We start from the raw sequence: 24,562 nt of genomic DNA on the forward strand, positions 1-24,562 counted from the left end.
TTTCATAGCATCAATATATTTTGTTATTCCTTTTTAATATTTCTGTTTGTTGGTTTTTCCTTGCGGCATTACCCCTTTTCCGACCAAGGTTTTTTTCTGTTTCATTAAGTAGAACAGATAAGTTTTTTGCCGTATGCGCGACATGTTCCGTAAGGAGTTCGAAATGACTCCCCGGCGTTATGATGCTTTTAACCAGATTTGGCCATTCCTTTGCCCAATGTTCTGGCTGTGCGGAAGCGGGGTAATCCGCCGCCTGAATCATCAATGTCGGTGTTTTCAGATGTGCGGGCGTCCACTGTTGGCCGAACAGTTCGAGATACCAGGCCATTGCTATTATCGCGGTATCCTCGTCTGACCAGAATTCGCCTTTTGCCGCGAACCATGTGCGAAGTACCTCTCCCATTGCGGCTTCACTCATGGCCGAAGGCGGGAAACTGTCGATTAACACCACGGCCTTGATCTGTAGACCGCGAGCTTCCAACTGGTGTGCGGCGGCATGGGCGACGAGCCCGCCGGTTGAGAAGCCGACAAGCGTAAAATCGCGTCCCGCAGCGCCTTTTTCCACCGATGTGGCCAGCGCCGCCGCGGCCGCATAGTCGGTGGCGGGCAAGGGGGTACCATTATATCCGGGCAGCGGTACGGTCAATATGCTGTACTGATCGCTTAAGGCTGAACTTAAGCGCTGATAGGTTAAATTAGCTGCGGCGGGAATGAATGAGTTAAAACAAACCAGCAGCGGTTTTTCCCGATCGTTACGCAGCCATACCGTCTCCGGCGCGTGCTGCTTGTGCTGTTTGTGCGTGAAATGCTGGCGCAGGCGTGCTGCCCCGACCAGCACGCTAAGTCCTTCCTGCGTCATGCCCTGTTGCACGGCTTGCCGTAACAGGTGGTAAAACCTGTCGTTCTCTTTCTTAGTCTCGGTGTGCGCTTCTGTTGAGGTAGCGTGTTTTTCCCCCACAAGAATACTCAGTAAGAATTGCGCCAGCGCTCGCGGCGTCGGATGATCAAAAATTGCGGTGGCGGGAATGCGAACGCCAAGCTTCAGTGATAATCGACCCCCCATTTCCACCGAGGTGAGAGAGTCGAATCCCAGTGCGATGAATTCCATGTCGGTTCTTATGGACTTCGGATCGGGGTGGTTCAGTACCTCACCCACGTATTGAATAATCATATTAAGTAAATAAGGCAGACGCTCTTTTTCCGGCATATCCGCGATCTGTCGCGATGAATCGACGCTGCCCCTGGAGGCCGTGCGACGAGGGAGAGCCTCCGCCAATAACGGAATGTCGCCTTGTTCGCGTAGCGCTTCCAGATTTAAACGTGCCGGTATCAGTAGCGGTGAATGATTCACCACTTGTGTGCCGACAACGGTATCAAGGAAGGCAAGGCCTTGGGTACGAGAGAGCGGGATTTGACCCGTTTCAATAATATGCTGTATATCGTCGCTGCCAAGCTGTTCGCCCATTTCTGAGCGTTCAGCCCACATGCCCCAGGCCATAGCGGTCGCAGGAAGACCGCTATGGCGCCGATGGTGAGCCAGAGCGTCTAAAAAGGCGTTGGCGGCGGCATAGTTTCCCTGTCCTTTTTGCGGAAGAATACCGGCGGCGGAAGAATAGAGAACAAATGCAGAAAGATCGTGATGCTGTGTGAACCGATGCAGATGCCATGCTGAAACGGCTTTTGATAGCAATACATTGTCTACCTGCTCTGCGGTCATTGAATCCAGAGCCGCCGTATCCACGTTTCCAGCCGTGTGAATGACAGCAGTGAGCGGATGAGTCACTGGTATGGCGTTAAGCAGTGATTCCACCGCCTCTGCATCGGCAACATCACAGCAGACGATAGTTGCCTGGGCGCCAAGATCGGCGATCTCTTTTAGTAACTCATCGGCGCCTGGCGCATCTGTACCACGTCGACTGGCAAGCAGCAGGTGGCGAATGCCGTGATGCTGCACCAGATGTTTCGCGACTATTTTGCCAAGCGCGCCCGTGCCGCCGGTTATCAGCACTGTGCCGTCAGGATTAAGGTTACGGCACAGATTTTCAGGCTGTTCGATGTGGTCGTGAGCGGAAAGGTCGCTGTCGCAGGCGGCTTTCACTAATCTCGGTGCAAGTATTTTTCCTGCGCGTAGCGCCAGTTGCGATTCATGGAGCAGCGTGTTAATCGCGGTATTTATCAACGGCAATGATGTGTTTTCTATGTCATCGATGTCTAGCAGGAAGAACCGCCCCGGATATTCGAGCTGCGCGGTACGCAGCAACCCCCACAGCGGGGACTGCGCTAAATTCGGGACATTTTCGCCATCGTTTGTCGCTATCGCACCTTGCGTCACCACAAGGAGAGGGGAAGTCATGGTGCGTACATCATTAAGCCATGCTTGCAGGGTGTTGAGCACGCTGTGTGTCGGGCGATAATCGATAAACTCATGGGCGTCGTCGGCGTCTGGCGCGATGAACGCCGCGATATAATTCGGCTCCGGTGAGAAGGCCGACAACGCATGATGAATATCGGCATAGACCGTGGAAGCGTCGTACTCCGTCATTATGCCGGATAAGCGCGCCCGTAACCTGTCCTGCGCGGCAATCCAGCGAGGTTTAAGCGACGCGGAGGACGAATCCGGTTCAACCTCACGCCATGCCAGACGATAAAACGGAGGACGCAGCGAGCGAATGCGCGGTACGCTTGACGACTTTAGCACAATGGCCTCGATGACGGCGACTGCACGACCGGTATCATCCGCAAGTCGTAGCGCATATTCGCTGTAGCCCGATGCAGATGGCGCAGAGGGTTTTCGCACCAGATGTCCTCGCAGGCGCTGTACATTTTTGGCGTATTGTCGTATCCCGCTAAGGGAGAAAAGTAAACGTGCCTGACCGTTTTCCGCGTCTACATTCAGTTGTTCGACCAATGCCGCCTGCATCCCTGCATCCAGTAGGGTCGGGTGCAGGGTGAAGTTGCTCTTCTGTTCCGCATGAATGACTGGCTGCGTTGCTTCGATAAACAACCCGTCGTGGTGTTCCCAGACATTGGCGAGTCCTTGAAAAGCCTTGCCAAGGATCACACCTTGAGCAGCAAGGTGTTCATAGATCGGGGTAAAATCAACCGGTTTAGCGTCAGCGGGCGGCCAGTTTTCGGTATGTAAATCCGGCCACTCTGGTGACGGACTGTTGTCTGGCACAAGACGGCAAGTCGCATAGCGTTGCCAGACCGCTGTCCGGCCTGCGGATTGTTCAGAATCGTCGGGTAGATTGAAATAGGCCTCTACCTTGCTTCCTCCATCAGCTTCCGCCGGACCAATACGTAATTGGATGGGGGTGGGAACGTACTGATTCAGAGGTAAAAGCGTATGCAGAAAGAGATCGTCAAGGCGCTGGCAGCCAATCTGTTCTCCGATATACAGTATCAGTTCAGCAGTCATCGCACCGGCTCCTGCGGCGACATCGCCGACAACGTGCTCTAGTATCCACGGCTGTTTAGCCGCGTCCAACTGGCCGGTAAAAATCCAGCCTTGTTGATCGGCGAGGTTGATACCGGCATGTAAAAAGGGATGGTTAACCGCAAATAGCCCGCCGCCGAATGTCGGTCGTGCCAGCGGCGCTTGCAACCAATAGTGATGATGCTGGAAAGGGTAGGTGGGCAGCGGTACGAGCGGAGTCTGGGTAAGTAATTTCGTCCAGTCCAGCGGTTGCCCCTGTGCATACAGCTTTGCCAGCGCGGCGAAGAACGGACGCCATTCGTCCCGCCCCTTACGCAAGGAAGCAATCCACGCCACGTCGGGCGCGCCATCGGATTCGCTGACGGTATTGGCTCGCCCCAGAGCAGTCAGCACGCCGTCAGGGCCAATTTCCAGCGCGGCGGCGGTATTATGTGCCTGAAGCCATTGAATGGCGGCTTCAAAGCGCACCGCATGGCGGGCCTGACTCGCCCAATATTCAACGGAACAGGCCTGTTCATTGGAAAGCTGTGTGCCGGTAACCGTGGAAATAATCGGAATGGCGGGAGCATGAAACGACAGTGTCGAAAGTGTGCTGCGTAAGGTATCAACGATGCTATCAATGTGGGGCGAATGAAACGCGTGACTGGTTTTCAAACGATGGGTACGGTAACCGTGCGCCTGCCACTGTTCAGCGATACGAAGCACAATGTCTGTGTCGCCGGATATCACCACGGATGACGGTGCATTCACCGCGGCGATCGCTACATTGTCTTTATGTCCTTCCAGTGCAGGCAAGATTTGTGCTTCACTGGCTTCAATGGCGACCATCGCACCGTCGGCGATGATGGATTCCATCAGTCGCCCCCTGGTCGTAACGAACGTCGCGGCATCAGCCAGATTGAATACGCCGGCGATATAGGCGGCGGCAATCTCGCCAATGGAGTGGCCGATCATCACATCGGGAAGTACGCCAAGCTGTATGACCGTCCGGCATAAGGCGACCTCAAAAGCGAAAAGCGCCGCCTGGGTAAAATCGGTTCTGTCCAACAGCGCGGCGTTAGTGCTGTCCTTTTCGGCGAACATCACGGTTTTAAGCGGCTGAGGCAGCAGGGGATCGAGATGCCGACATACCTCGTCAAGTGCTTGAGCAAACACCGGGGACAGTCGGTATAGACCTTGTCCCATCGTCGGCCACTGTGCGCCCTGCCCGGTAAAAAGAAACGCGACGTTGCCTGACGGAGAACGGACGCCCTGAATGACGCCGGGTGCGTAGCGATTGTCGGCCAGTGCCTCCAGCGCCTTGATCACGCCGTCACTATCTTCCGCAGTAACCACGGCGCGGTAGTCAAAGTGGGTACGCGTGGTGGCTAACGAATAGGCGACGGCGCTGAGGTCTAGCATCGTCTCACGGTTAATCCACGCATGTATTTGCCTGGCCTGAGCGCACAGCCCTGCCGGTGAAGCCGCAGACAGCGGTAGCGCGATACCGGGAACAGGGAGCGCTCTTTCAGGCGTCGCCCGCTCCGCCTGACGCGAAAGCGCGGGGGCTTCCTCAAGAATGACGTGTGCGTTGGTGCCGGAAAAACCAAATGATGACACCGCTGCGCGTTTAGGGCGTCCGGTATTGGGCCAGTCGCGTGCCGCGTTAAGCAACTTAACATTGCCACGCGACCAGTCTATTTTGCTGGACGGCGTGTCGGCATGCAGGGTTTTCGGTAATCGACCATGCTGGAGAGCCAGCACCATTTTTATCATACTGGCGACGCCAGCGGCGAGCTGGACATGGCCAATGTTGGATTTCAGCGAGCCAAGCCACAGTGGTTGATTGTCGGGCCGATGTTTACCGTAGGTGTTGAGCAGAGCGTGAGCTTCAATGGGATCGCCAAGCGTTGTGCCTGTGCCGTGCGCTTCTACGACATCAATATCGGAAAAGGTCAGTTCTGCGTTATTCAGCGCTTGACGGATGACCTGTTCCTGCGCGGGGCCGCTTGGCGCAGTGAGACCATTGCTGGCGCCGTCCTGGTTAATCGCGCTACCTCGAATCACGGCCAGAACGTTATGGCCTGCCTGTTCCGCATCGCAGAGCCTTTCCAGCAAAATGAGTCCGACCCCTTCGGAAAAACCCGTACCGTCGGCGTGGTCGGAAAAGGCTTTACATCTTCCGTCAGCGGCGAGACCGCCTTGACGTGTGAATTCAGCAAACACCTCTGGCGAAGCCATAATCGTCGCGCCGCCAGCAATGGCAAGTGAGCATTCGCCGTCTCTCAGGGAACGAATGGCCAGATGGATCGCCGTGAGAGACGCGGAGCAGGCGGTGTCCACCGTGATGGCAGGGCCGTTCAGCCCCAGCGCGTAAGCGATACGTCCAGAACTGATACTGCTCAGGCTGCCTTGTAATCGATAGCCGTCAGCGGTTGGAGTGCGCCGTTCAATATCACCGAGATAGCCATTATGCGTTGTACCGATAAAGACCCCTGTCTGGCTGTTCTTTAGTGCGGCGGGAACAATGCCGGCTCGCTCCAGAATTTCCCAACTGACTTCGAGCAGTAAGCGTTGTTGGGGATCCATCGCCAGCGCCTCGCGATTGGATATCTTGAAGAAGCTGGCGTCAAAGCCCGCCGCATTTTCCAGAAAACCGCCCTTCCAGGCTTTGGCAACGGCGTTGAACTCGTGATCCTGATCAAATAGCGCATCAATATTCCATCCCCGATCGGCGGGGAAGGGACCGATGGTTTCCCCTCCGTCGGATAGCTGTTGCCAAAGCTGTTCGGGAGAGTGGATGCCGCCGGGTAAGCGACAGCCCATCGCTATGATGGCGATAGGTTCATGCATAGCCTGGGTCAAATGCTGATTATGCTGTTTCAACTGCTCGTTGAGTAACAGGCTGTGACGTAACGCTTCAACCAGACGCGGATCGGCGGTTTCCTCGCTAGCTGCGGTATTGCCTTTTCTGTGTGTCATAGTGTTTTCTCCTTGTCAGACAAAGCCATAGACACCAGCTCATCCAGACTTGCGGACTCGATATCGGTTACCTGAGAATTTTTCGGCGCTTTCTCCACAGGGGCGACGCCGTTTGCTATCTGAAGTAATTCGTCCAGTAATCCGGCATCGCGCAGGCTTGAAAGCGGAATTGCCGCAATGCGCTCACGAATGCGCGACTCGTCCGCTTCCGTTAGCGTTCCGCCTGTTGAAACATCCTGCCCGGAGAACAGTTCTGCATTGAGATATTCAGCCAGCGCGACAGGGGTTGGATAGTCATAGGTCAGCGTCGCTGGCAGGCGCAGACCGGAGGCCGAGGCCAGGCGATTGCGCAGCTCCAATGCCATGAGCGAGTCGATACCGCTTTCTTTAAATGACTGTTCGGGCGCAACGAGCGAACCATTTTCGAGTCCAAGAATAGCTGCAATGTTATTGGCGATGGCGGCCTGTAGCTGTTTCAGCCGTGCACCGGATTCCAGCGTGGACAGCGACTGGCGTAAATCGGGGATCTTTTCGGCGCCTGAGGGCGCCCGACGCACACTTGCTGGCCCCGCCAACCGTTCAAATAATGGGTGGAGACGTCCTGATTGCGCATTTTTACGCAACATCTGCGGGTTTAACGGCGCAGCAGTATAAACGGCGTAGGGCAATGCCAGTGCCGCATCGACCATCGCATGCCCATGTTCCGGCGTGATAGGCGCCAGACCGGTACGGGCAATACGTGCATTGTCGGTATTACTGAGCTGGCTCGACAGCCCGGTGACCGGTTGCCACCAGCCCCAGGCCAGGGATGTGGCGCTCAAACCCTGGCGTCGGCGGTTATGCGCCAGCGCATCCAGCGCCTTGTTCGCGGCCGAGTAATTACCCTGACCTGGGCTACCCAGCGTACCGGCACTGGATGAATAGAGAACGAAAGCCGCGAGATCGTAAGCGCGAGTTTTCTGGTGTAAGTGCCAGACTGCGTCTATCTTGGGTGAGAATACCGTATTGAGGCTCTCTGCCGTCAGATTGGCAATAGTGGCGTCAGCCAATACACCTGCGGTATGGAACACGCCGGTCAGCGGGTGTGCGGCTGGAATAGCACCGAGCAGCGTGTCCAGCGCCTGAGGGTCGGTGGTGTCGCAGGCGACGATCTCGACCGTTGCTCCCGCATTTTCCAGCCCCGCTTTCAATTGCTCCGCGCCATCGGCGCGAGAGCCGCGACGGCTGGCCAGTATCAGGTGTTTGGCCTGATGTGAGTCCACCAGATGGTGCGCGAGAAGCCCGGCCAGCGTCCCCGTCCCCCCGGTAATCAACACAGTGCCATCGGGATTGAGCTGCTGGGGGAAAGTCAGTACGACTTTGCCGGTGTGCCTGCCTTGCTGCATCAGCCGGAAAGCGTTTACTGCTTCTTTGATATCAAAGGCGGTGACAGGTAATGGTGTTAACGATCCCGTGCGCATCAGTGATAACAAAGTGGTGAGCATCTCCGTTGTCTGCTTCGGATCCTTGTCCGGTCGGTCAAGGTAGTGGTATATCAGATCGGAAGGGAAATCCTCGCGAATATCGGTTTTACCCAGTTCGATAAAGCGCCCCTCTGATGCCATCAGCGACATTGAGGCGTCAATAAACTCACCGGTAAGAGAGTTAAGTACCACATCAATTCCCTTCCCAGCGAGCAAAGGACGGAACCGCCCTGTGAAATCAAGGTTGCGTGAGCTGGCGATATGATCGTCGGCGATGCCAAGTTGACGCAGGACCGGCCACTTGTCAGGGTGCGCAGTGGCAAAAATTTCCGCCCCCAGATAATGCGCCAATTGAATGGCTGCCTGACCAACTCCGCCTGCTGCTGCGTGAATCAGCACGCGTTCACCCCGCCGCAGCGAGGCAAGTTGTGTCAGCGCGTAATAGGCGGTGAGAAATGCGATGGGAACGCCAGCGGCTTGCGCGAAAGACCAGTCGTCAGGCTGGTGGAAGGTCATAGTCTGATCGGCAATAACGGTGGGGCCGAAAGCGCCCTCGGTCAGTACCATCACGCGATCGCCGATGTTGAAGCGTGTTACATCCGGCCCCACTTCCGTAACGACACCGGCGGCTTCCGTGCCGAATTCATGCTGCGGCGCGATTAATCCCAATGCGCACACAATGTCATAGAAATTGATACCGGCCGCACGTACGCTGAGTCGAATCTGTCCTTTGCCCAGTGGCGCTCCGGCTTCAGGGGCGGGCTTGAGCATAAGGTTGTCGAGATTCCCGGTATCTGAAATGTCCAGGCGCCACAGCGCACTCTCGGCGGGGGGGATCAGCAGCCCGGTTTTCACCGTTCTGGTCAGATGTGGAATGAGCAGTTGGCCCTGGCGCACGGCTAACTGTGGACGATCGCTCGCCAGCGCCGCACTGAGTAACGCGGTATCGTCGAGGGGGTGGTCGGTATCAAGCAGCACGATTCGGCCAGGGTTTTCGTTCTGTGCCGAGTGCAGTAGCGCCCACGCGGCGCTTTGGGCGACATCCAGGCGTTCATTGGAACCTTGTTCTGTCGCACGGTGAGTGATCACCAGCAGAGTGGTATTCGCCATGCTTTCATCGGTCAGCCAGGATTGGAGCTGGTTGATAACCTGTTCACACAGTGCTCGTGTGGTACGTGGCACATCGTCTGTATCCGTGCCGCCGGTGTTCGGCAACGGCCAAACGAGAACCGCTGGCGGCGTGGTTGATGCCAGTGCCGCTGTTAATTCAGGCTGAGTGCGATAACGGGCGGCAATGTCCAGCGGGCTGGCGTTGGAGGGATCGGTTTCAAGTAGCGCCCAGTTGGCGGCGGAGGAGGTTTCTCTTACTTTAGACGCGCAGGGTAAAGGGCTCCACGTGGTGCGCAGCAGATCATACTCCGGCTTAATGCGTAACTGATCGCGCAACTTATCCCGAGTGGTTTCCCGGAGATTGAGCGTCTCGATAGAAATCACCGTTTTGCCCGTCTCATCGGTAGCCATCAGACTGATGGTATCGTTCGTTTTCAGATGCAATCGGGCGCGCAACCGGCGTGGCTGCGCATCGGCCACGGTGATGCCGCTAAATGCGAAAGGCAATCGCAGCGCCGTCGCGTCGTCGTCCTGGCTATCGGACAGCGCAATGGTATGGAGCACGGTATCGAGCAGCGCAGGGTGCAGGAAATGTCCGTTCGTCGGCAGTTCTTCAGGCAGGCTTGCTTCGGCGTACACATCATCACCGTTGCGCCAGGCTGCACTAAGCCCTTTGAAAGCGGAGCCATATTCATATCCGGCAGCAGAGAGCTGTTGATGAAGGCGGGTGAGATCCAGCGGTTCGCCATCGACAGGCGGCCAGTCCACGTTGTCGAACGGGCGTTCCAGTCTTGGCGCGTCGCGCTGTAATAGCGCGTTAGCGTGTAGCGTCCACTCAGAGGTGTCGTGCTCCTCGTCGTTATGGCGACGAGCGTGAATCGTGACGGTACGCAGCCCGCTTTCGTCTGGTCGTCCGACTCTGAGTTGCAGGTCCAGTTCCCCCTGTTCAGGAAGCGCCAGTGGTGTTTGAATGACCAATTCTGCGATAGTGTGGTAGTCCGTTAGTAACGCGGCATAGTGAATCATGTCCAGATAAGCGGTTCCGGGAACTAATGTCACGCCAGACGCGGCATGATCGGCAAGCCAGGGATGGTTGGCGAGTCCGATGCGCCCTGTCAGCAGCACGCCTTCGTCGTCCGGCAGATCGACGATCGCGTTTAACAGCGCATGTTCAGCCGGGCGTTGTCCGGCGGTGGCGACATTACTGGCGGCGGGTGGCGTCAGCCAGTAATGACGATGCTCGAAAGGATAGGTGGGAATATCCACGAGGTTGGCGGTGGGATGAAGGGCGCGCCAGTTGATGTTATGACCGTTGACGTACAAATGCGCCATTGCCTGCGTCAGACACTCAACAGCGGGTTTGTTACGTTGCATAGAACCGACAATCGTCGCCGCATTGTCTGCCGTTTCTTCGAGTGCAGGCAGCAACACCGCGTGCGGACTGCACTCCAGAAAGGCCGCTTTCCCGTTTTTGGCCAATGCCATCGTCGTGTCGAAAAAACGTACCGGGCGGCATAGGTTGTCGCACCAGTATTTGGCGTCCAGCGTCGTGCCTTCTAAGGGCGCGTCATGAGAGTATCCGTCCACCGTGCTGTAAAAAGGAATGCGTGTCGCGCCGGGCTTCAGACCGGAAAACAGCTCCATCAGAATGGGGCGCAGGATATCGAGCTTCGGCGAGTGTCCCGCGACATCAACGGCAATCCGTTTAGCCCGTATCCGCTCTTTTTTACAACGGCGGAGCAGCGTATCGATTAAATTGGCATCGCCTGAAACCACGGTTGATGTCGGACTGTTGAAGACGGCGAGGGTAATTTCCCCGTCATCCTGAGAGAGGAAGGCACGGGTCTGCTCTTCGGAAAGGCCGATCGTGGCCATTGCGCCATGTCCTGACTGGCTGATCATAAGCCTTGAGCGTAGCGCGACGATCCTTACCGCATCCTGTAGCGACAGCGCGCCCGCGATATAGGCGGCGGCAATTTCGCCCTGAGAGTGTCCCACGACAGCGTGTGGTGTAAATCCGAAAGATTGCCAGAGGCGGGGCAATGCGGTCATTACCGCGAAAAGCGCTGGCTGCACGATGTCAACGCGGTCTAAAGGCGGGGTGCCGGGGTTGCCGCGCAGGACGTCAATCAGCGACCAGTCCACATAAGTGCGCAACGCGGTATCAACCTCGTCGATAGCTTGCCGGTAAACGGAAAAAGCGTTATACAGATCCATCCCCATTTCAGGCCACTGCGAACCTTGTCCTGGGAAGACGAAGAATAATTTGCCTGATTCTCCAGCCGATGAAGCGCCGACGGTCAGTGCCGGGTGATCCTGCCCATTTTCAAGCGCTTGTAACCCTTTTAACAACTCCTCTCTGGATTGCCCCCGTACTGCGGCGCGATAGGAAAATTGACTACGTGAGATACCGAGCGAGTAACCAACGTTAACGGGATCAAGATCTTGCTTATTAAGCAGATACTCCCGTAACCGCGCCGCTTTTTTGCGCAAAGCGGTATCGGTTTTTGCCGCAATCGGCCAGAGCATCTCTTGCGGCGGATTGGTCGTCTCGGCGTCGAAGTGGCTGGCCGATGCTGGCGGCTGCTCTACAATGAGGTGACTATTGGTTCCAGAGACACCGAATGAAGAGATCGCGGCGCGGTAGGGCCGATCGCCGACTTGCGGCCAGGGTTGTGATTCTGAGAGTAGCTGTATCGCGCCGCTTGACCAGTCGACTTCATGAGACGGCGCAGTAATGTGCAGGCTACGCGGCAACATATTGTGGCGGAAAGCCATTAGCATCTTGATCAGACCGGCTACCCCGGCGGCAGCTTGCGTGTGGCCAATGTTGGATTTTATCGAACCCAGCAGCAACGGATGTTCAGCCGAACGCTGGCGGCCATAGGTTGCCATCAGCGCATTTGCTTCTATCGGATCGCCAAGACGGGTGCCGGTGCCGTGCGCTTCGACAACATCGACATCCTGAGGCGTTAGTCCTGCGTTGGCCAGTGCGTGGCGGATCACTTGCTGCTGGGCAGTACCGTTGGGCGCGGTCAGACCGTTGGATGCGCCATCCTGATTGACCGCGCTACCGCGGATGACGCCAAGAACCGGATGCCCATTCGCCTGCGCCTGGGAAAGCGTCTCCAGCAGCAGCATACCGATGCCTTCCGAGAGCCCCACGCCATCTGCTGATGCGGAGAATGCTTTGCATCGGCCATCAGGCGCAAGAACGCGTTGTTGAGAGAAATCGATGAGTACGCCGGGCGTCGGCATGATGGTGACGCCGCCCGCCAATGCCAGTTTGCAGTCGTTGCTGCGTAGCGCTTCACAGGCGGTATGGATGGCGACTAAAGAGGAGGAGCACGCGGTATCAATGGTGACGGCTGGCCCGTGCAGACCGAGGCTATAGGCCACCCTGCCGGAAGCGACACAGGTTGCGGTTCCCATGTAGCCATAGCCTGAAACATCCTCCTGAGCATACTGAATCTGAGTTCCATACTCCGTCGCCATGATACCCGCGTATATCCCGGTATTGGAACCATATAAACTTGAAGGTTCGATCCCTGCTCGCTCAATGGCTTCCCAGGAGACTTCAAGCAGTAGCCGTTGCTGAGGCTCTAGCGTCACGGCTTCTCGCGGGGAGATACCGAAGAACCCGGCGTCAAAGAGCGGCGCTTCGTACAAAAAACCGCTGGTGGGTGTGGAGATCTTACCGAGTCGACCCGGCTCTGGATCATACAGCTTTTTGACATCCCATCCGCGATCCGACGGGTAATCGCCGATCGCATCGCGTTCCTCAAAGACCAAATCCCACAGGGCTTCAGGGCTGTTCACACCGCCGGGATAGCGGCATGCCATGCCGATAATCGCGATAGGTTCGTCGTTATGACGCGTATCCTGCGCATCCTGCTCGTTATCGGATAAGGATAACCCAAGCTCTTGTCTCAGGTATTCGCTTAATGCGCGTGGTGTGGGATGATCGTAAACCAGGGTGGAAGGGAGTTCTACTCCCGTGGCGACGGAGAGTCCGCGTGAAAATTCAACAACGGTTAGCGAGGTAAATCCAATATCGCGGAAAGCCTGCATATCTGAGGAAAAGGTCTCGCCCAGTAGCGCTTTAATTTCGCGTGAGACTAAGCCCAGCAGGATTTCATATTGTTCCGACGGGCTACGATCGTGCAACGCGAACCGATCGACATAGCCGTTTGGCTCGGAATTTACCGGATTGTCGGAAAAAAAGGGGGCTTGGTGAGCGACGGGGACAGTCTTTGTTTCTGAAGCCAGCATCGCGTGATATTGCTCTGCCTGCTCTGGGATAAGTTGATTAAACACACTTTGCCAATCAACCGATGCACCGTTGATAAACGCGTGAGTCAAGGCATGAAGGAAACTTTCCCGATCGCTTTTCCGGTGATCGAGCGTGGAAATGGCCGCGCCCCTTACGCCGGCGGCGCGCAGATGTTCTTCAATAATGGACGTCAGAACAGGGTGTGGGCTGACTTCGATAAATAGGCGGTGGCCGTCATTAATCAATGCGCGAATGCTGTTTTCGAACAAAACGGTTTCACGCAGGATGCGATACCAATAGTCTGGTTGAAAATCGCTATCTTTGTACCGCGTACCGCTTACGGAAGAGTAATAGGCCGCATGTGCGGTGGAAAGAATATTGCGCGGCGCGTGTTCTATCACATCGGTTTTCAGTATGTCCACTTGAGGCGAGTGTCCCGCCACCTCCCCTCCCGGTACTTTCCAGGCCCAAAATCCCTCTTTGGTTAATTTGGCCAGCAGGGCGTCGGTGTCCGCTGTGTTGCCGCTGAGAGTGACGCTTTTACTGCTGTTGATGGCGGCAACGGCCAGTCTGCCGTCCCACGCTTTGAGTAAAGGCGTCATGTCGTCGACTGAGGCAGCTACCGATATCATCGCGCCTTGTCCTTCAATATGCGTGAGTACTTGTCCCCATAGCGTCACCAATTTGGCGGCGTCTTCCCGGCTTAAGTAGCCCGCGGAGTAGGCGGCGGCCGCTTCACCGACGGAATGCCCCACCACGGCGGTTTCACGGATGCCGAAAGATCGCCATACATCCGCCAGGGAGGAGGATATCGTGAACTGTATCGGTTGAATTTGCTTCAGACGGGAGAACGGCTCGCCTGTCGCAAGCGCATCGGCGGGATTCCAGTTCAAGTTGGCTTGCAGTGTTGCGCCGCTTTCGTTCACGCTTTGACGATAAGTGGGCAGCGTGTCGAGTAATTCCGTGGTCATTCCTGGCCACAGCGGCCCTTGACCGGGAAAAACCAGAACCGGGTTTAAACCCACAGATGCATTCCCTGTGAAAACGTTACGTGCCGGACGGTTCTGTGCGAGCGACGTCAGCCCCTTAATCAATCCGTCTTTATCCTTAGCGAAGACCATGCCGCGATTTTTTGCGTGCGAGACGGCGAATTGATGCAGGCAAAACGTTGTTAATTCATCGTCGGTTATAGATTCGAGTTTGGTTCGCAATTGTTCTGCTGCGAGGGTGAGCGCCGATTCGGATTCGCCAGAAAGAATAAGAGGCAGGTTTAAAGCTTCCATATGTGAACTCCTGTTATTTAGTGACGATGTTTTGCGTCGCGGTTTTTTTCCATCCCATGTCCGAGGCGGAGTGAAGCGCTATGATCGCCGGTTGTTCGCTGCGAAGCAGAATTTTGCCGAGCTGGCGTCGAATCTCGCCTTCGCTCAGTGACGCGTCGTGACAATAGACGTCCAGTGTGAATGCCGCACTGCCCGCCACAGAGGTGTCGTCATGTACCCAGGCTTCCGCACGAGAAACCCCCGCGATGGTTTCGGCTATCTCACAGACCGATTTCAAACACACCTTTTCGCCGCGGCTCATGACGTAGGTTGGGTTGCGCTGTTTAAAGAACAGATAGCCCTCCTCATCAATGGTGAAACGATCGCCGGTATTGATGATGCGACGGTGTCCGTTGACGGGCGTATCAATGCTTTCGTCCTGGCTGCGAATTCGGCGGATCATGCCGGTATAGGTTTCGACGATCAGTTCGCCTTCCTTGTCGCTGGGGGCATCTTTGCGCAGATACACCCTGACTTCAGGAAAGGGTTTGCCGACAGACGCATACTTATCGTGGGGAACACGGTGTGCAGCCAATGTTGCAACGCGAGGGCCGGCTTGGGTCAGGCCGTAGGTGAGATAAAGCTCTATTCCAGGATTGCGCGCCAATACGGCTTCAACCGCGTGGGCCGAAAGCGCATCGCCGCCGATGGTTAAACGGCGTAACGGGGCAGGGAGCGGCCCACAACCTGATTGCAGCCAGACGTTGACCATCGTTGGCGTAATGGATGACTGGGTTATCTGATAGGTTTCAATCGTTTGCTCATAGTTGCCTGGCGTAAAGGGCGGGCCGGCAATAACCGCCTGATTCCCCAGCGCAAAAGAAGAGAGTAATTGCGCGACGAAAGCATATGAGTAGTACATTGGCAGATTGATCAATATCCGATCTTCTGCTCGTTGCTCAACGGCCTGCGCATGATTGAGCGCATTACGGAATAAATCGTCGATATGAAACAAACAACCGCTGAATATGCCGGAAGTTCCTGATGTGAGAAGAATGATTTCGCCTGGCTGATAGCGGCGCACCTTAGGTATATCCAGCCGGATTAACTGGACGGATTGCGGCAACGGCAGTGCGGGCTGCGCTTGCGCCAGACCGGGAGGAACATGCAACGCGAGCAGGTCGCTGGCGCCGATAATCTGCGCGATACGGTGGATACGAGACGCTGGCGCGGAGGACGGCAGCAGCACGGGAACCGCGCCAATCGTCAACAGGGCAAAAACGGCGGCGGCGAATTGCAGGTTATTCGGGATTGCCAGCATTACGGGCTTGCCGGGTTCAACCCCGAGCGCCCGAAGATCGTCGACGAGATCGCGAAAAATAACCCACGGCGTGTCTTGCGCCTTAGCATTGACTTGAATCAGTCCATCAAGAAAGTGTTGAACGGCATCGGGCGTTATTTTGGGTTGGGGAGTCATTCGCGTTGCCCCCTATTGTTGGTGACGACGACGCTGCTAATGTGATGGCCTGACGCGTCCATGTGATGCAGGGTAATAATGACGTGTGTCGTTGAGCCTTCATCCAGCCAGATCCGCGCTAACGCCGCAGCATAGGGCTGAACGTTGTCCGGGGGCATACTCCAGACAATACTCGGGCCGTTAAAATGTAGGAATTGCGCTGGGAGGCTGATGATCATTCCAGGGCAGGCGCCGGAAAAGCGTAATGGTGAAAGGTGTCCTGAAGAGAGCGTCGCGGTAATGTCGTGTATGGTCTTGAGTGTGCAATGGTCGCTGATTGCTATATGTCCCACGGACGCGCTGGCCGACACGATGGCGTCGCGGTGCTCGGCGATGGCCTGCTCAACCGCCTCAAGGACAAGCCAGGATAAAGGATCAGCATAGAGCGACGCTTTTTGTGCGGGCTTATAAGTGGACAAATCCGCCGTATTCGCTTCCCCCTGACCGACTATATCAAGGTGTTGCGCGGTTAACGTTTCGACATTTTTCATCATGCTGCGCTCCCTGCACTTTGGAAAACCAGGCAAGTATTAAATCCGCCGAATCCCAGCGTGATGCTTAGTCCCGCAGTGGCGGAACAGGCCATGTTTTTTTGGGTGGCGACAGGTAAATTGAGGCCGCTAATGGGGGAGCGCAATCCATGAACCGGGGGAAGGCGCTGGGTGTTTAATGCTTGTAGCACTACGATGGCCTCGATGGCGCCCGTCGCGCCAAGCGTGTGCCCGAACGCCCCTTTTGTTGCGAATAGAGTCGGTGGATTGGGTAAGGATGAAAAAAGCTGTGAATATGCTTTTGCCTCTACGCTGTCGTTAACCTGTGTCCCCGTGCCATGTGTGTTGATAATGGAAATATCTTCCGGTTTTAAACCCGCGCTCTTGAGCGCACGCTGTACGGTGAGCATCACGTTTTGCCCTGATAAATCGGGCGCGACCGCGCTGGCGGCGTCATTGGCGGAACCTGCGCCTGCGAGGATGCCGTAGGGCTTGGCCCCACGACGTCTGGCGTGATCCTCGGATTCCAAAATCAGAAATGCAGCGCCTTCGCCAAGTACGGTGCCGTTATGGCTGACATCGAATGCGCGCAAGCCATCGGTAGACATCGTGCCTAGCCGTGAATGGCTCAACCGTTTTCCTATTGTCAGAATGTCGGCTCCACCACAAACGCATATTTCGGCAAGCCCTGCCTTGATAAAATTCAGGCTGGCTAAAATGGCATCGGATCCCGCTGAACAGGCGGTACTTACCGTGACAGGGGCGTTGATACAGCCGACCTCTTTGACTGCACGGGTCGACCATTCCGACAACGAGACGGTATCAGGCGAGTCTAAATGATGGCTGTAGCTGGTTCCTAAGACTGGGAGAATGTCCGGGTCGTCTACAGAAATTGAGGCGTCTTTCAACGCCTTACGTAAGGTTTTTACCGTCAGCATGTGCTGACGCTTCTCTCCTTCCCATTCTTGGGGGAGGGATGGTAAAGGCGCGGCAAGATTACTGCGTAGAGGCAACGTGGCGTCGAGGTAGGTGATGCCAGAGATATCCTCCAGTAGCGATTGCCACACGGGGGCGATCTCGTCTCCTAACGCGGTAGACCAGGCGATACCCGTAACCCAAACAGGAGTGTGGTTATTTACCATAGCTGTTCCCCCAGCGTGGATATATTCTCGCGTACCAGCGATCCTTTGAGCATCCCCACCGTTTGGCCCGCGACTTCCGCTTTACAGCTAAAAGTAAGAAAGTTATCGCGCAAACTTTCACAATTAAGATGAAAAATGATCTGATCGCCGGGTACGACAACTCGAATAAACCGGGATTTGATTGAACCTACCAATGTTATTTCATCGTCAGATAACGGTGATGTCGAAAGCTGGAATAGAATAATTGCCGATTGTGATATGGCCTGCACCATGTGGCTTGCCGGGAAGATAGCACGTTCAGGAAAATGGCCAGCGATGGCGTCTGTCTGCCCTGAAACTGCCATGAGCGTTTTAATATAACCGGCGGGCTCGTAATCAAGAACGCGGTCAAGATATACCATAGGATGGCGGTGTCTTAACCATCCCTTAAGTTCCGTGAAACCCATGACTCGTGGTTGACGTTTATCTTTATCCTGGACTTGTGTATTCATTGGTTTTTTCCCGGAGTGTTGGCGTTTTGGATCAAGTCAGAAATTAAATTCGAGAGTGTTTTGATTGAATCGAAGTATTGAGGAGTAAAATACTCATCTTCGATTTTGATGTGGAATGCATATTCACACTGGGCTCGTAGCTCACTGAAACCAAGTGAGTCTAAACCCAGACCATCACGCATATTCATATTGATGTTTTTTTCAATTTCTGAACGAGGAGTAATAATAAAAAGATCATCAATGAGAATTCCTATAATGGTGTTTTCTATGTTGTTCAAGGTGATGTCTCCTTTCCGTTAATATGGATTTTTAGTAAATCAAGTGCCATTTACATTATCTATGCATGGTGTATTACAAGATGTCATAAGTATTGATTTTTGTAAGGAGCTTGTTAGTTATCTCTAACGTTAAAAGTTATTTCTGCCTGACTCTTCAATGAATAATATTCATTTGATAGTTTTCTTCGGCTGGTTTTTCCCGTGGCAGTTACAGGCATTTTTTTTATGACAATGTATTCGGAGGGATGTTTGTAATAGGCGAGGTGATCAGATAAATAGGATGCTATTTCTTCTACATCGGGTGAGTGATCTTTTTTTGGTTGAATTAATGCAATAATACGTTCACCAGCAAAGGCATCAGGGATACTAAAGACGATTGAGGCAGCGATATCGTCGTGTTGAATAAGAACATGCTCAATTTCGAGTGGGTATACCGGGTAGCCTTCTATTTTTATTTGATCTTTTTCTCTCCCGAGAAAGAGTAAGTTTCCATTATTTTCCTGCCGAACAAGATCTCCGGTAGCGAGCCACCGCCCAGAAGGAAACAGCTCAATATCATGTCCATCCCAAATCCCTATGGTTTCTGCCGGAGAGCGAATGAAAAGCTCCCCATTACTTGATTGAGTGTTCTTGATTTTAATTTCTACGCCAGGTAGGGGCCAACCAATAGAAGGTTCGTTGATGGCGCAAAGATTGTTATGGTATATTACAGGGCCGCCTAATTCTGTCTGTCCATAAGAGCTTTGAAGGCGAGAGCCAAAACATTCAAAAAATTTCTGGCTTAATTCTGTTGCACAGGAATCGCCACCCGAAACACAAACCGTTTCACTAAGATCGAGTGAAGTATTCTTTTGTTCTACTTTTTTGATAATTTCCTGGAAGTTTGACGGTGTTCCTGCAATCCATGCTGGCTTTGTTTCTTTTAATTTTTCTGTAATATTTTCTATATCGGATTCTGAAAGTAATAATACCGAATAGCCCTTTTGAAGCGCCGCCAAAGTAATAAGTATACTCCACGGGCTGATGAGATCGACTAAGCTAAGAATAGCAGGATTCTCTCCATCCGAGTTGGGTGGCTTGGGGTTTATGGTTGCTTTGGTTAAATTGATAGCATCGATTAGTGTTTTTTGAGAATAAACAATTCCTTTAGGTTCCCCTGTCGTTCCTGATGTGTAAAATATAGACGCGAGATCATTCGTGTCGATATTTTCTGTTGAATCTTCACAAGGTTGTAAAATCATTTTTTCCCAGGAATGAGTATGATTTGTTTCGTCTTCTTTTTTTAGATCGATAACCCATTTTTTTTCAAGCCTTTTGCATGATTCAATCTCTTTTTTTGCCTCATAAAATCTTTTTTTGTCACCAATGTATACACGGGATGAGCTATGTTGAATTAAATTTTTCATTTCACTGGCTGATAATTTTAGGCTGATAGGGACAAAGATGGCTCCAATTTTCAGACATGCGTAATATATGGCTATAAGCTCAAACCTGTTGCCCATGTTAATCGAAATTCGATCTCCTTTTTTAATATCAGCTCGCTGCAAAGCAGTTGCTATTTTTTCACTTAAACCCAATAAGTCATAAAAAGATACTTCACGATCCTGTAATATTACAGCCGTTTTACATGAGTGTAAAAGAGCGTGTTTTCTAAAAAATGAAAAAACGGTCATGACTTATCTCCAGTTTTTTAAGTGGTAAAATTTAAATAAATAAACTGTTAATTTGATTTTTGGGATCATAAAACCGGTTCCTTTGTTAGGTTATAAGCGAAATTTTTCGAATTAAAAAAGGGAAAATACTCATTGTTACTATTATTTTTTTTCATGATTGTTTTTTAGATTTATTGTTATATGCTTGCATTTGGATAGATAGCTGCCGTGCGTTTATTGGGCATATGGAGATGAATAAATGAACTGGACTAAAGTTCCTCCTCTTTACGCATTAAAAGCTTTTGAATCAGCCGCCAGGCATCAATCTTTTACTTTAGCTGCTAGCGAGCTATTAATTTCACAAAGTGCAATTAGCAAGCATATTAATACAATGGAAATTTTTTTTGAGCGAAAGCTTTTCTACCGTAAAGGTCCAAAGATTTTTTTAACCAAAGAAGGTAAGGTTTTAGCTGAAGATCTTCAGTATGCATTCGGGATACTAAGCAGAGCATGTGAAAAGATTCACCATGATGAACATGTATTGAATATTATCTCTCCTTGCACTTTTGCTTTACGTCAGCTTATTCCTATTGTTAAAAAATATAAAAATAACAGTGACTTTCCAGTGGTTAACATTGAAGCTTTCAACGATGATTTTTCCCATTCAATTGTCAATTTACAGGTTTATGACGGGGTAATAAAATATGGAGATGGTGGGTTTTCTGATGAGTGGGGGCATACTTTATTGTCCTCAGAGTGTTTAATTGCCGTTGTGTCTCCAGATTTATTGTATCTCTTTGAAAGAGAAGCGGAAATTTTAATTGATCTTGTTTATATTAAATCAAGAGAATTGGATTGGTTTTTGTGGTGTAAAGAGGCGGGTTTGAAAAATAGGTTTCAGATTGTCAATAAGTATGAGTTTGGAACCATGGATTCAGCAATTAGCGCTGCGATTAAAGGACTAGGGGTGGCAATAGTCGATATCAGCATGGTTTTTGATGAAGTGATGAAAGGAAGGCTATCAGCTCCATTTAAATGTGCTTTTTATTCTGGTAAAGGGTATTATTTTTTGAATAAGAAAAATTACATTAATGATCATGTACTTTCTTTATTGGAAAGTGTTAAAGCCGATTTGTCAGATAAAAATGTAACGAACCTCCGTTGTAATAACTGATGTATTGATTCTTTCTTTACTCGGACAAGCAGGAGAGTTCAAGTTTTTATGCAGGGCTGCAATATTTCTGGCAGAACCGTGGCAAGTGGGCGTCCCGCTTCGTTACCCGGATGACTCCGGCATCAGCGACCACGTCACTATCTAGACGCCGGCACACGGTGGCTCTGCACATCAGGGCATTAATTCCACCGGGTTGAACGTATTCGTTTCGGTAGGAAAATTTATTTAGCAAGTTAATAAAAACGCATGTTACTAATAATTTTAAAAAATAACTGTGGCACTGCCCGGTGATGTACTCCAGAGACTAATCTGGTGGCCGCAGTCCAGAACAGTTTTAAAGTAGTAATTCGCTTAGTCAGGTATTCGTTTTTTGTGATGGAGATCACGGATACATATCAGATGTGTGTGGTGGATACCCGGCATTGGTTATCAATTCAGGTAATAGAGTGGATATTTGGCCTCTTATTGACTGTTTGGCAGGGTTGTTTTCGTCGGATAATGAGTTTAATCAGAGTAACTGTTCACAGTTGGTCTGTTTGAGTTTTATGTATTGTTAACTACAACGAAAAATATTCCTTCTCTTTATGCAATGTAGATAAAAAGTAATAAAGTTGTTTTCATATATAATGAAAAATTGAATCATATTTTCCCATTCTAAGATGGGTTATTTTTTTAATAACATCACCAGGGCTAAAAATCATTATCAATGATTGCAATAGTTATTGATATTGTGTATGGATTATTTAAAACGCTGTCTGAAAAGCGTTTTTATTAATCCGTGTGAATGTATTGTGATGGTTTTTTTAACTTTTCGCAATGTTTGGTCTTAAGACCTTGATGACACACAACCAGGTGATGGAAATGGCAAAAGGAAATGATGGTGCATCTGTCGCGCCAAAGGAACGTATTAATGTCAAATATGTTCCGGCCACCGGAGGACAGCAAGCGGAAATAGAGCTGCCGCTGACGTTGATGGTGGTGGGAAATATGAAGGGACGGCCGGAAGAGGCTTCGATTGAAGAGCGCCAGCCGGTATCAATTGATAAAAACAATTTTGCTTCAGTCATGAAAGAGGCGAAATTGGAATTGAATTTCAATGTCCCGAACCGCCTGCAAGAAGACAGTCAGGATGACCTGCCGATAAAATTGAATATCGATTCCCTGCAAGACTTTTCTCCCGATCTCATTGCCGAGCAAGTTCCCGAATTACGTAAATTGCTTGAACTGCGTGAAGCGCTGGTGGCGCTGAAAGGGCCGCTCGGCAACATCCCCGCATTCCGCAACCGTCTACAGGAGCTGCTGGCCAGCGAAGAGGCGCGTGAGCAACTGCTCAAAGAATTGGATCTGTTGAAACCTGCTGAATAAATATCAAGACTGACGAAAAGGGAAATAGTTATGTCAACGGTTGAAGAACAACGTCAGGCGGCACCTGAAGGCGCCTCTTTCTCTCTGCTGGACGAAATCATGGCGCAGGCCCGCATCACGCCGGTTGATGAAGGTTACAGTGTGGCCAAGCAGGGGATTGCCGCGCTGGTGGCGAATATTCTTGATAGCGGCGATGCCGCCGAGCCAGTGAACAAAGCGCTGGTCGACAATATGATTGTCGAGCTGGACAAAAAATTGAGCAAGCAGGTTGATGTGATCCTGCACGCGAAAGAATTGCAGGAGCTGGAGTCCTCGTGGCGCTCGCTGAAACTGTTGGTTGATCGCACGGATTTCCGCGAAAACATCAAAATCCTGTTGCTGCACGCGACCAAACAGGAATTGCTGGAAGATTTCGAGTTTGCGCCTGAGATTACGCAATCCGGCTTTTACAAGCATGTCTATTCCAGTGGTTACGGCCAGTTTGGCGGTCAGCCGGTCGGCGCGGTGATCGGCGACTATGCACTGACGCAAAGTTCGCCGGACATCAAGCTGATGCAGTATGTCAGCGCGGTGGGCGCGATGGCCCATGCGCCGTTTATTTCTTCCGTCGCACCGACATTTTTTGGCGTGGACAGTTTTACCGATCTGCCGTCCATCAAGGATCTGAAGTCGGTATTCGAGGGGCCGGCCTACACCAAATGGCGCGCTCTGCGCGAATCGGAGGATGGCCGCTATCTGGGGCTGACCGCTCCCCGTTTTCTGGCCCGTCTGCCTTACGATCCGGTGGAAAACCCGATCAAGGGGTTTAATTACAAAGAGGATATCAGCGCTAACCACGAGTCCTATCTATGGGGCAATACGGCCTACCTGATGGGCACTGCGCTGACCGACAGTTTCGCCAAATACCGCTGGTGTCCGAATATTATCGGGCCGCAGAGCGGAGGTTCGATTACCGATCTGCCGGTGCATGTCTATGAGGCGATGGGCCAGTTGCAGGCCAAGATCCCGACGGAAGTGCTGATTACCGATCGGCGCGAATACGAAATGGCGGAAGAGGGCTTTATTACGCTGACCATGCGTAAAGACAGCGACAATGCCGCGTTTTTCTCCGCCAACTCGGTGCAGAAACCCAAAGTCTTCCCCAACACCAAAGAGGGGAAAGAAGCGGAGACCAACTACAAGCTGGGCACGCAACTGCCGTATATGTTCATCATCAACCGTCTGGCTCACTACATCAAAGTGTTGCAGCGTGAGCAGATCGGCGCCTGGAAAGAACGTCAGGATCTGGAGCGTGAACTGAATACCTGGATTAAACAGTACGTCGCTGATCAGGAAAACCCGCCAGCAGAAGTTCGCAGTCGTCGTCCTCTGCGCGCCGCACAGATTAAAGTGCTGGATGTGGAGGGGGATCCGGGCTGGTATCAGGTATCAATGGCCGTTCGCCCGCACTTTAAATACATGGGAGCGAATTTTGAACTCTCGCTGGTTGGCCGTCTGGATAAGGAATAACGCGCCATGCCGTCTCTCTCTTCCTGGGACAGAGGGAGTGCCGCCAGCTTGTTCGATCGTATCCGGGACGAAACGCGGGACGCCTCTCCAGAAGCGGAACTGGCTTCACTGATCGCATCGGTTAAACGCCAACTGGCCCGGGTGCTGAATACTCGCCCCGGCAGTTGTCGCAGCGCGCCGGAGCTTGGCGTTATCGATCTGAATGACGCGACGCAAGGAAGCGCCGACATCGGTGGGCGTATCCGGGAAGAGATCCGGCAATGCATCTGCCGCTACGACCCGCGCATTGTTCATGTTGAGGTGACTTCATCTGACGATTCCTCGAATTTGCTGGAAATGTCTTTTCAGGTCACCGCGCAGGTACGGTTGGGGGAGTTGGAGAAGGTCACGTCTTTCAATATCCAGATGGACAACCACCGCCATTACAGAATGACTTAAT

12 protein-coding genes are annotated in these 24,562 nt (G+C 52.5%); 4 read left to right on the forward strand and 8 right to left on the reverse strand.

The genetic code is table 11. The annotated features are described in order from the left end of the window. Nucleotides 1-10: 10 nt before the first annotated feature. The 8 genes from BIY29_RS13390 to BIY29_RS13425 all read right to left on the reverse strand — a co-directional run bounded on the left by BIY29_RS13390 (nt 11) and on the right by BIY29_RS13425 (nt 20,096). Nucleotides 11-6,397: a type I polyketide synthase gene (locus tag BIY29_RS13390; protein ID WP_121575611.1), complete on the reverse strand. Its 6,387-nt coding sequence runs from the start codon at nt 6,395-6,397 to the stop codon at nt 11-13. Then, on the reverse strand, nt 6,394-14,526 hold the full coding sequence (locus BIY29_RS13395) for a type I polyketide synthase (protein ID WP_121575612.1): 8,133 nt from the start codon (nt 14,524-14,526) through the stop codon (nt 6,394-6,396). The genes BIY29_RS13390 and BIY29_RS13395 overlap by 4 nt, the downstream gene beginning before the upstream one ends. Nucleotides 14,527-14,539: 13 nt before the next feature. Continuing rightward, nucleotides 14,540-15,982: a class I adenylate-forming enzyme family protein gene (locus tag BIY29_RS13400; RefSeq protein WP_121575613.1), complete on the reverse strand. Its 1,443-nt coding sequence runs from the start codon at nt 15,980-15,982 to the stop codon at nt 14,540-14,542. Beyond that, nucleotides 15,979-16,515 carry a coronafacic acid synthetase gene (locus BIY29_RS13405; protein ID WP_240630143.1) on the reverse strand — a complete coding sequence of 179 codons (537 nt, stop codon included), beginning with the start codon at nt 16,513-16,515 and terminating at the stop codon, nt 15,979-15,981. The genes BIY29_RS13400 and BIY29_RS13405 overlap by 4 nt, the downstream gene beginning before the upstream one ends. Further along, complete coding sequence (locus tag BIY29_RS13410; RefSeq protein WP_121575614.1) at nt 16,512-17,654, reverse strand: beta-ketoacyl-[acyl-carrier-protein] synthase family protein; 1,143 nt, start codon at nt 17,652-17,654, stop codon at nt 16,512-16,514. The genes BIY29_RS13405 and BIY29_RS13410 overlap by 4 nt, the downstream gene beginning before the upstream one ends. Beyond that, a complete protein-coding gene (locus BIY29_RS13415) occupies nt 17,648-18,145 on the reverse strand; it encodes a 3-hydroxyacyl-ACP dehydratase FabZ family protein (RefSeq protein WP_121575615.1) in 498 nt (165 codons plus the stop codon). Before BIY29_RS13415 ends, BIY29_RS13410 begins: the two co-directional genes overlap by 7 nt. Beyond that, the gene (locus tag BIY29_RS13420) at nt 18,142-18,423 is read right to left on the reverse strand and encodes an acyl carrier protein (RefSeq protein WP_121575616.1); all 282 of its coding nucleotides are present in this window, start codon (nt 18,421-18,423) and stop codon (nt 18,142-18,144) included. The genes BIY29_RS13415 and BIY29_RS13420 overlap by 4 nt, the downstream gene beginning before the upstream one ends. A gap of 113 nt (nt 18,424-18,536) precedes the next feature. Next, on the reverse strand, nt 18,537-20,096 hold the full coding sequence (locus BIY29_RS13425; RefSeq protein ID WP_121575617.1) for a class I adenylate-forming enzyme family protein: 1,560 nt from the start codon (nt 20,094-20,096) through the stop codon (nt 18,537-18,539). A gap of 238 nt (nt 20,097-20,334) precedes the next feature. Here BIY29_RS13425 and BIY29_RS13430 point away from each other — a divergent pair, with 238 nt between their 5' ends. The 4 genes from BIY29_RS13430 (at nt 20,335) to tssE (ending at nt 24,561) form a co-directional block, all read left to right on the forward strand. Continuing rightward, nucleotides 20,335-21,249, forward strand: a complete 915-nt coding sequence (locus tag BIY29_RS13430; protein ID WP_121575618.1) for a LysR family transcriptional regulator — start codon at nt 20,335-20,337, stop codon at nt 21,247-21,249. Between the two features lie 861 nt (nt 21,250-22,110). Next, entirely contained in the window at nt 22,111-22,614 is a 504-nt protein-coding gene (gene tssB, locus BIY29_RS13435; RefSeq protein WP_121575619.1) for a type VI secretion system contractile sheath small subunit, read from the forward strand. Between the two features lie 30 nt (nt 22,615-22,644). Then, the gene (gene tssC, locus BIY29_RS13440; RefSeq protein ID WP_121575620.1) at nt 22,645-24,123 is read left to right on the forward strand and encodes a type VI secretion system contractile sheath large subunit; all 1,479 of its coding nucleotides are present in this window, start codon (nt 22,645-22,647) and stop codon (nt 24,121-24,123) included. Nucleotides 24,124-24,129: 6 nt separating this feature from the next. Then, nucleotides 24,130-24,561 carry a type VI secretion system baseplate subunit TssE gene (tssE, locus tag BIY29_RS13445; RefSeq protein WP_121575621.1) on the forward strand — a complete coding sequence of 144 codons (432 nt, stop codon included), beginning with the start codon at nt 24,130-24,132 and terminating at the stop codon, nt 24,559-24,561. Nucleotide 24,562 lies beyond the last annotated feature (1 nt).

Origin of the sequence: Brenneria alni, from assembly GCF_003666245.1 — a bacterium.
GTDB lineage: Bacteria > Pseudomonadota > Gammaproteobacteria > Enterobacterales > Enterobacteriaceae > Brenneria > Brenneria alni.

Bases quoted from the DNA above. Each gene is read 5' to 3' on its own strand.
- BIY29_RS13390 (WP_121575611.1), bottom strand. From the start codon at position 6,397: ATGACACACAGAAAAGGCAATACCGCAGCTAGCGAGGAAACCGCCGAT.
- BIY29_RS13395 (WP_121575612.1), bottom strand. From the start codon at position 14,526: ATGGAAGCTTTAAACCTGCCTCTTATTCTTTCTGGCGAATCCGAATCG.
- BIY29_RS13400 (WP_121575613.1), bottom strand. From the start codon at position 15,982: ATGACTCCCCAACCCAAAATAACGCCCGATGCCGTTCAACACTTTCTT.
- BIY29_RS13405 (WP_240630143.1), bottom strand. From the start codon at position 16,515: ATGATGAAAAATGTCGAAACGTTAACCGCGCAACACCTTGATATAGTC.
- BIY29_RS13410 (WP_121575614.1), bottom strand. From the start codon at position 17,654: ATGGTAAATAACCACACTCCTGTTTGGGTTACGGGTATCGCCTGGTCT.
- BIY29_RS13415 (WP_121575615.1), bottom strand. From the start codon at position 18,145: ATGAATACACAAGTCCAGGATAAAGATAAACGTCAACCACGAGTCATG.
- BIY29_RS13425 (WP_121575617.1), bottom strand. From the start codon at position 20,096: ATGACCGTTTTTTCATTTTTTAGAAAACACGCTCTTTTACACTCATGT.
- BIY29_RS13430 (WP_121575618.1), top strand. From the start codon at position 20,335: ATGAACTGGACTAAAGTTCCTCCTCTTTACGCATTAAAAGCTTTTGAA.
- tssB (WP_121575619.1), top strand. From the start codon at position 22,111: ATGGCAAAAGGAAATGATGGTGCATCTGTCGCGCCAAAGGAACGTATT.
- tssC (WP_121575620.1), top strand. From the start codon at position 22,645: ATGTCAACGGTTGAAGAACAACGTCAGGCGGCACCTGAAGGCGCCTCT.
- tssE (WP_121575621.1), top strand. From the start codon at position 24,130: ATGCCGTCTCTCTCTTCCTGGGACAGAGGGAGTGCCGCCAGCTTGTTC.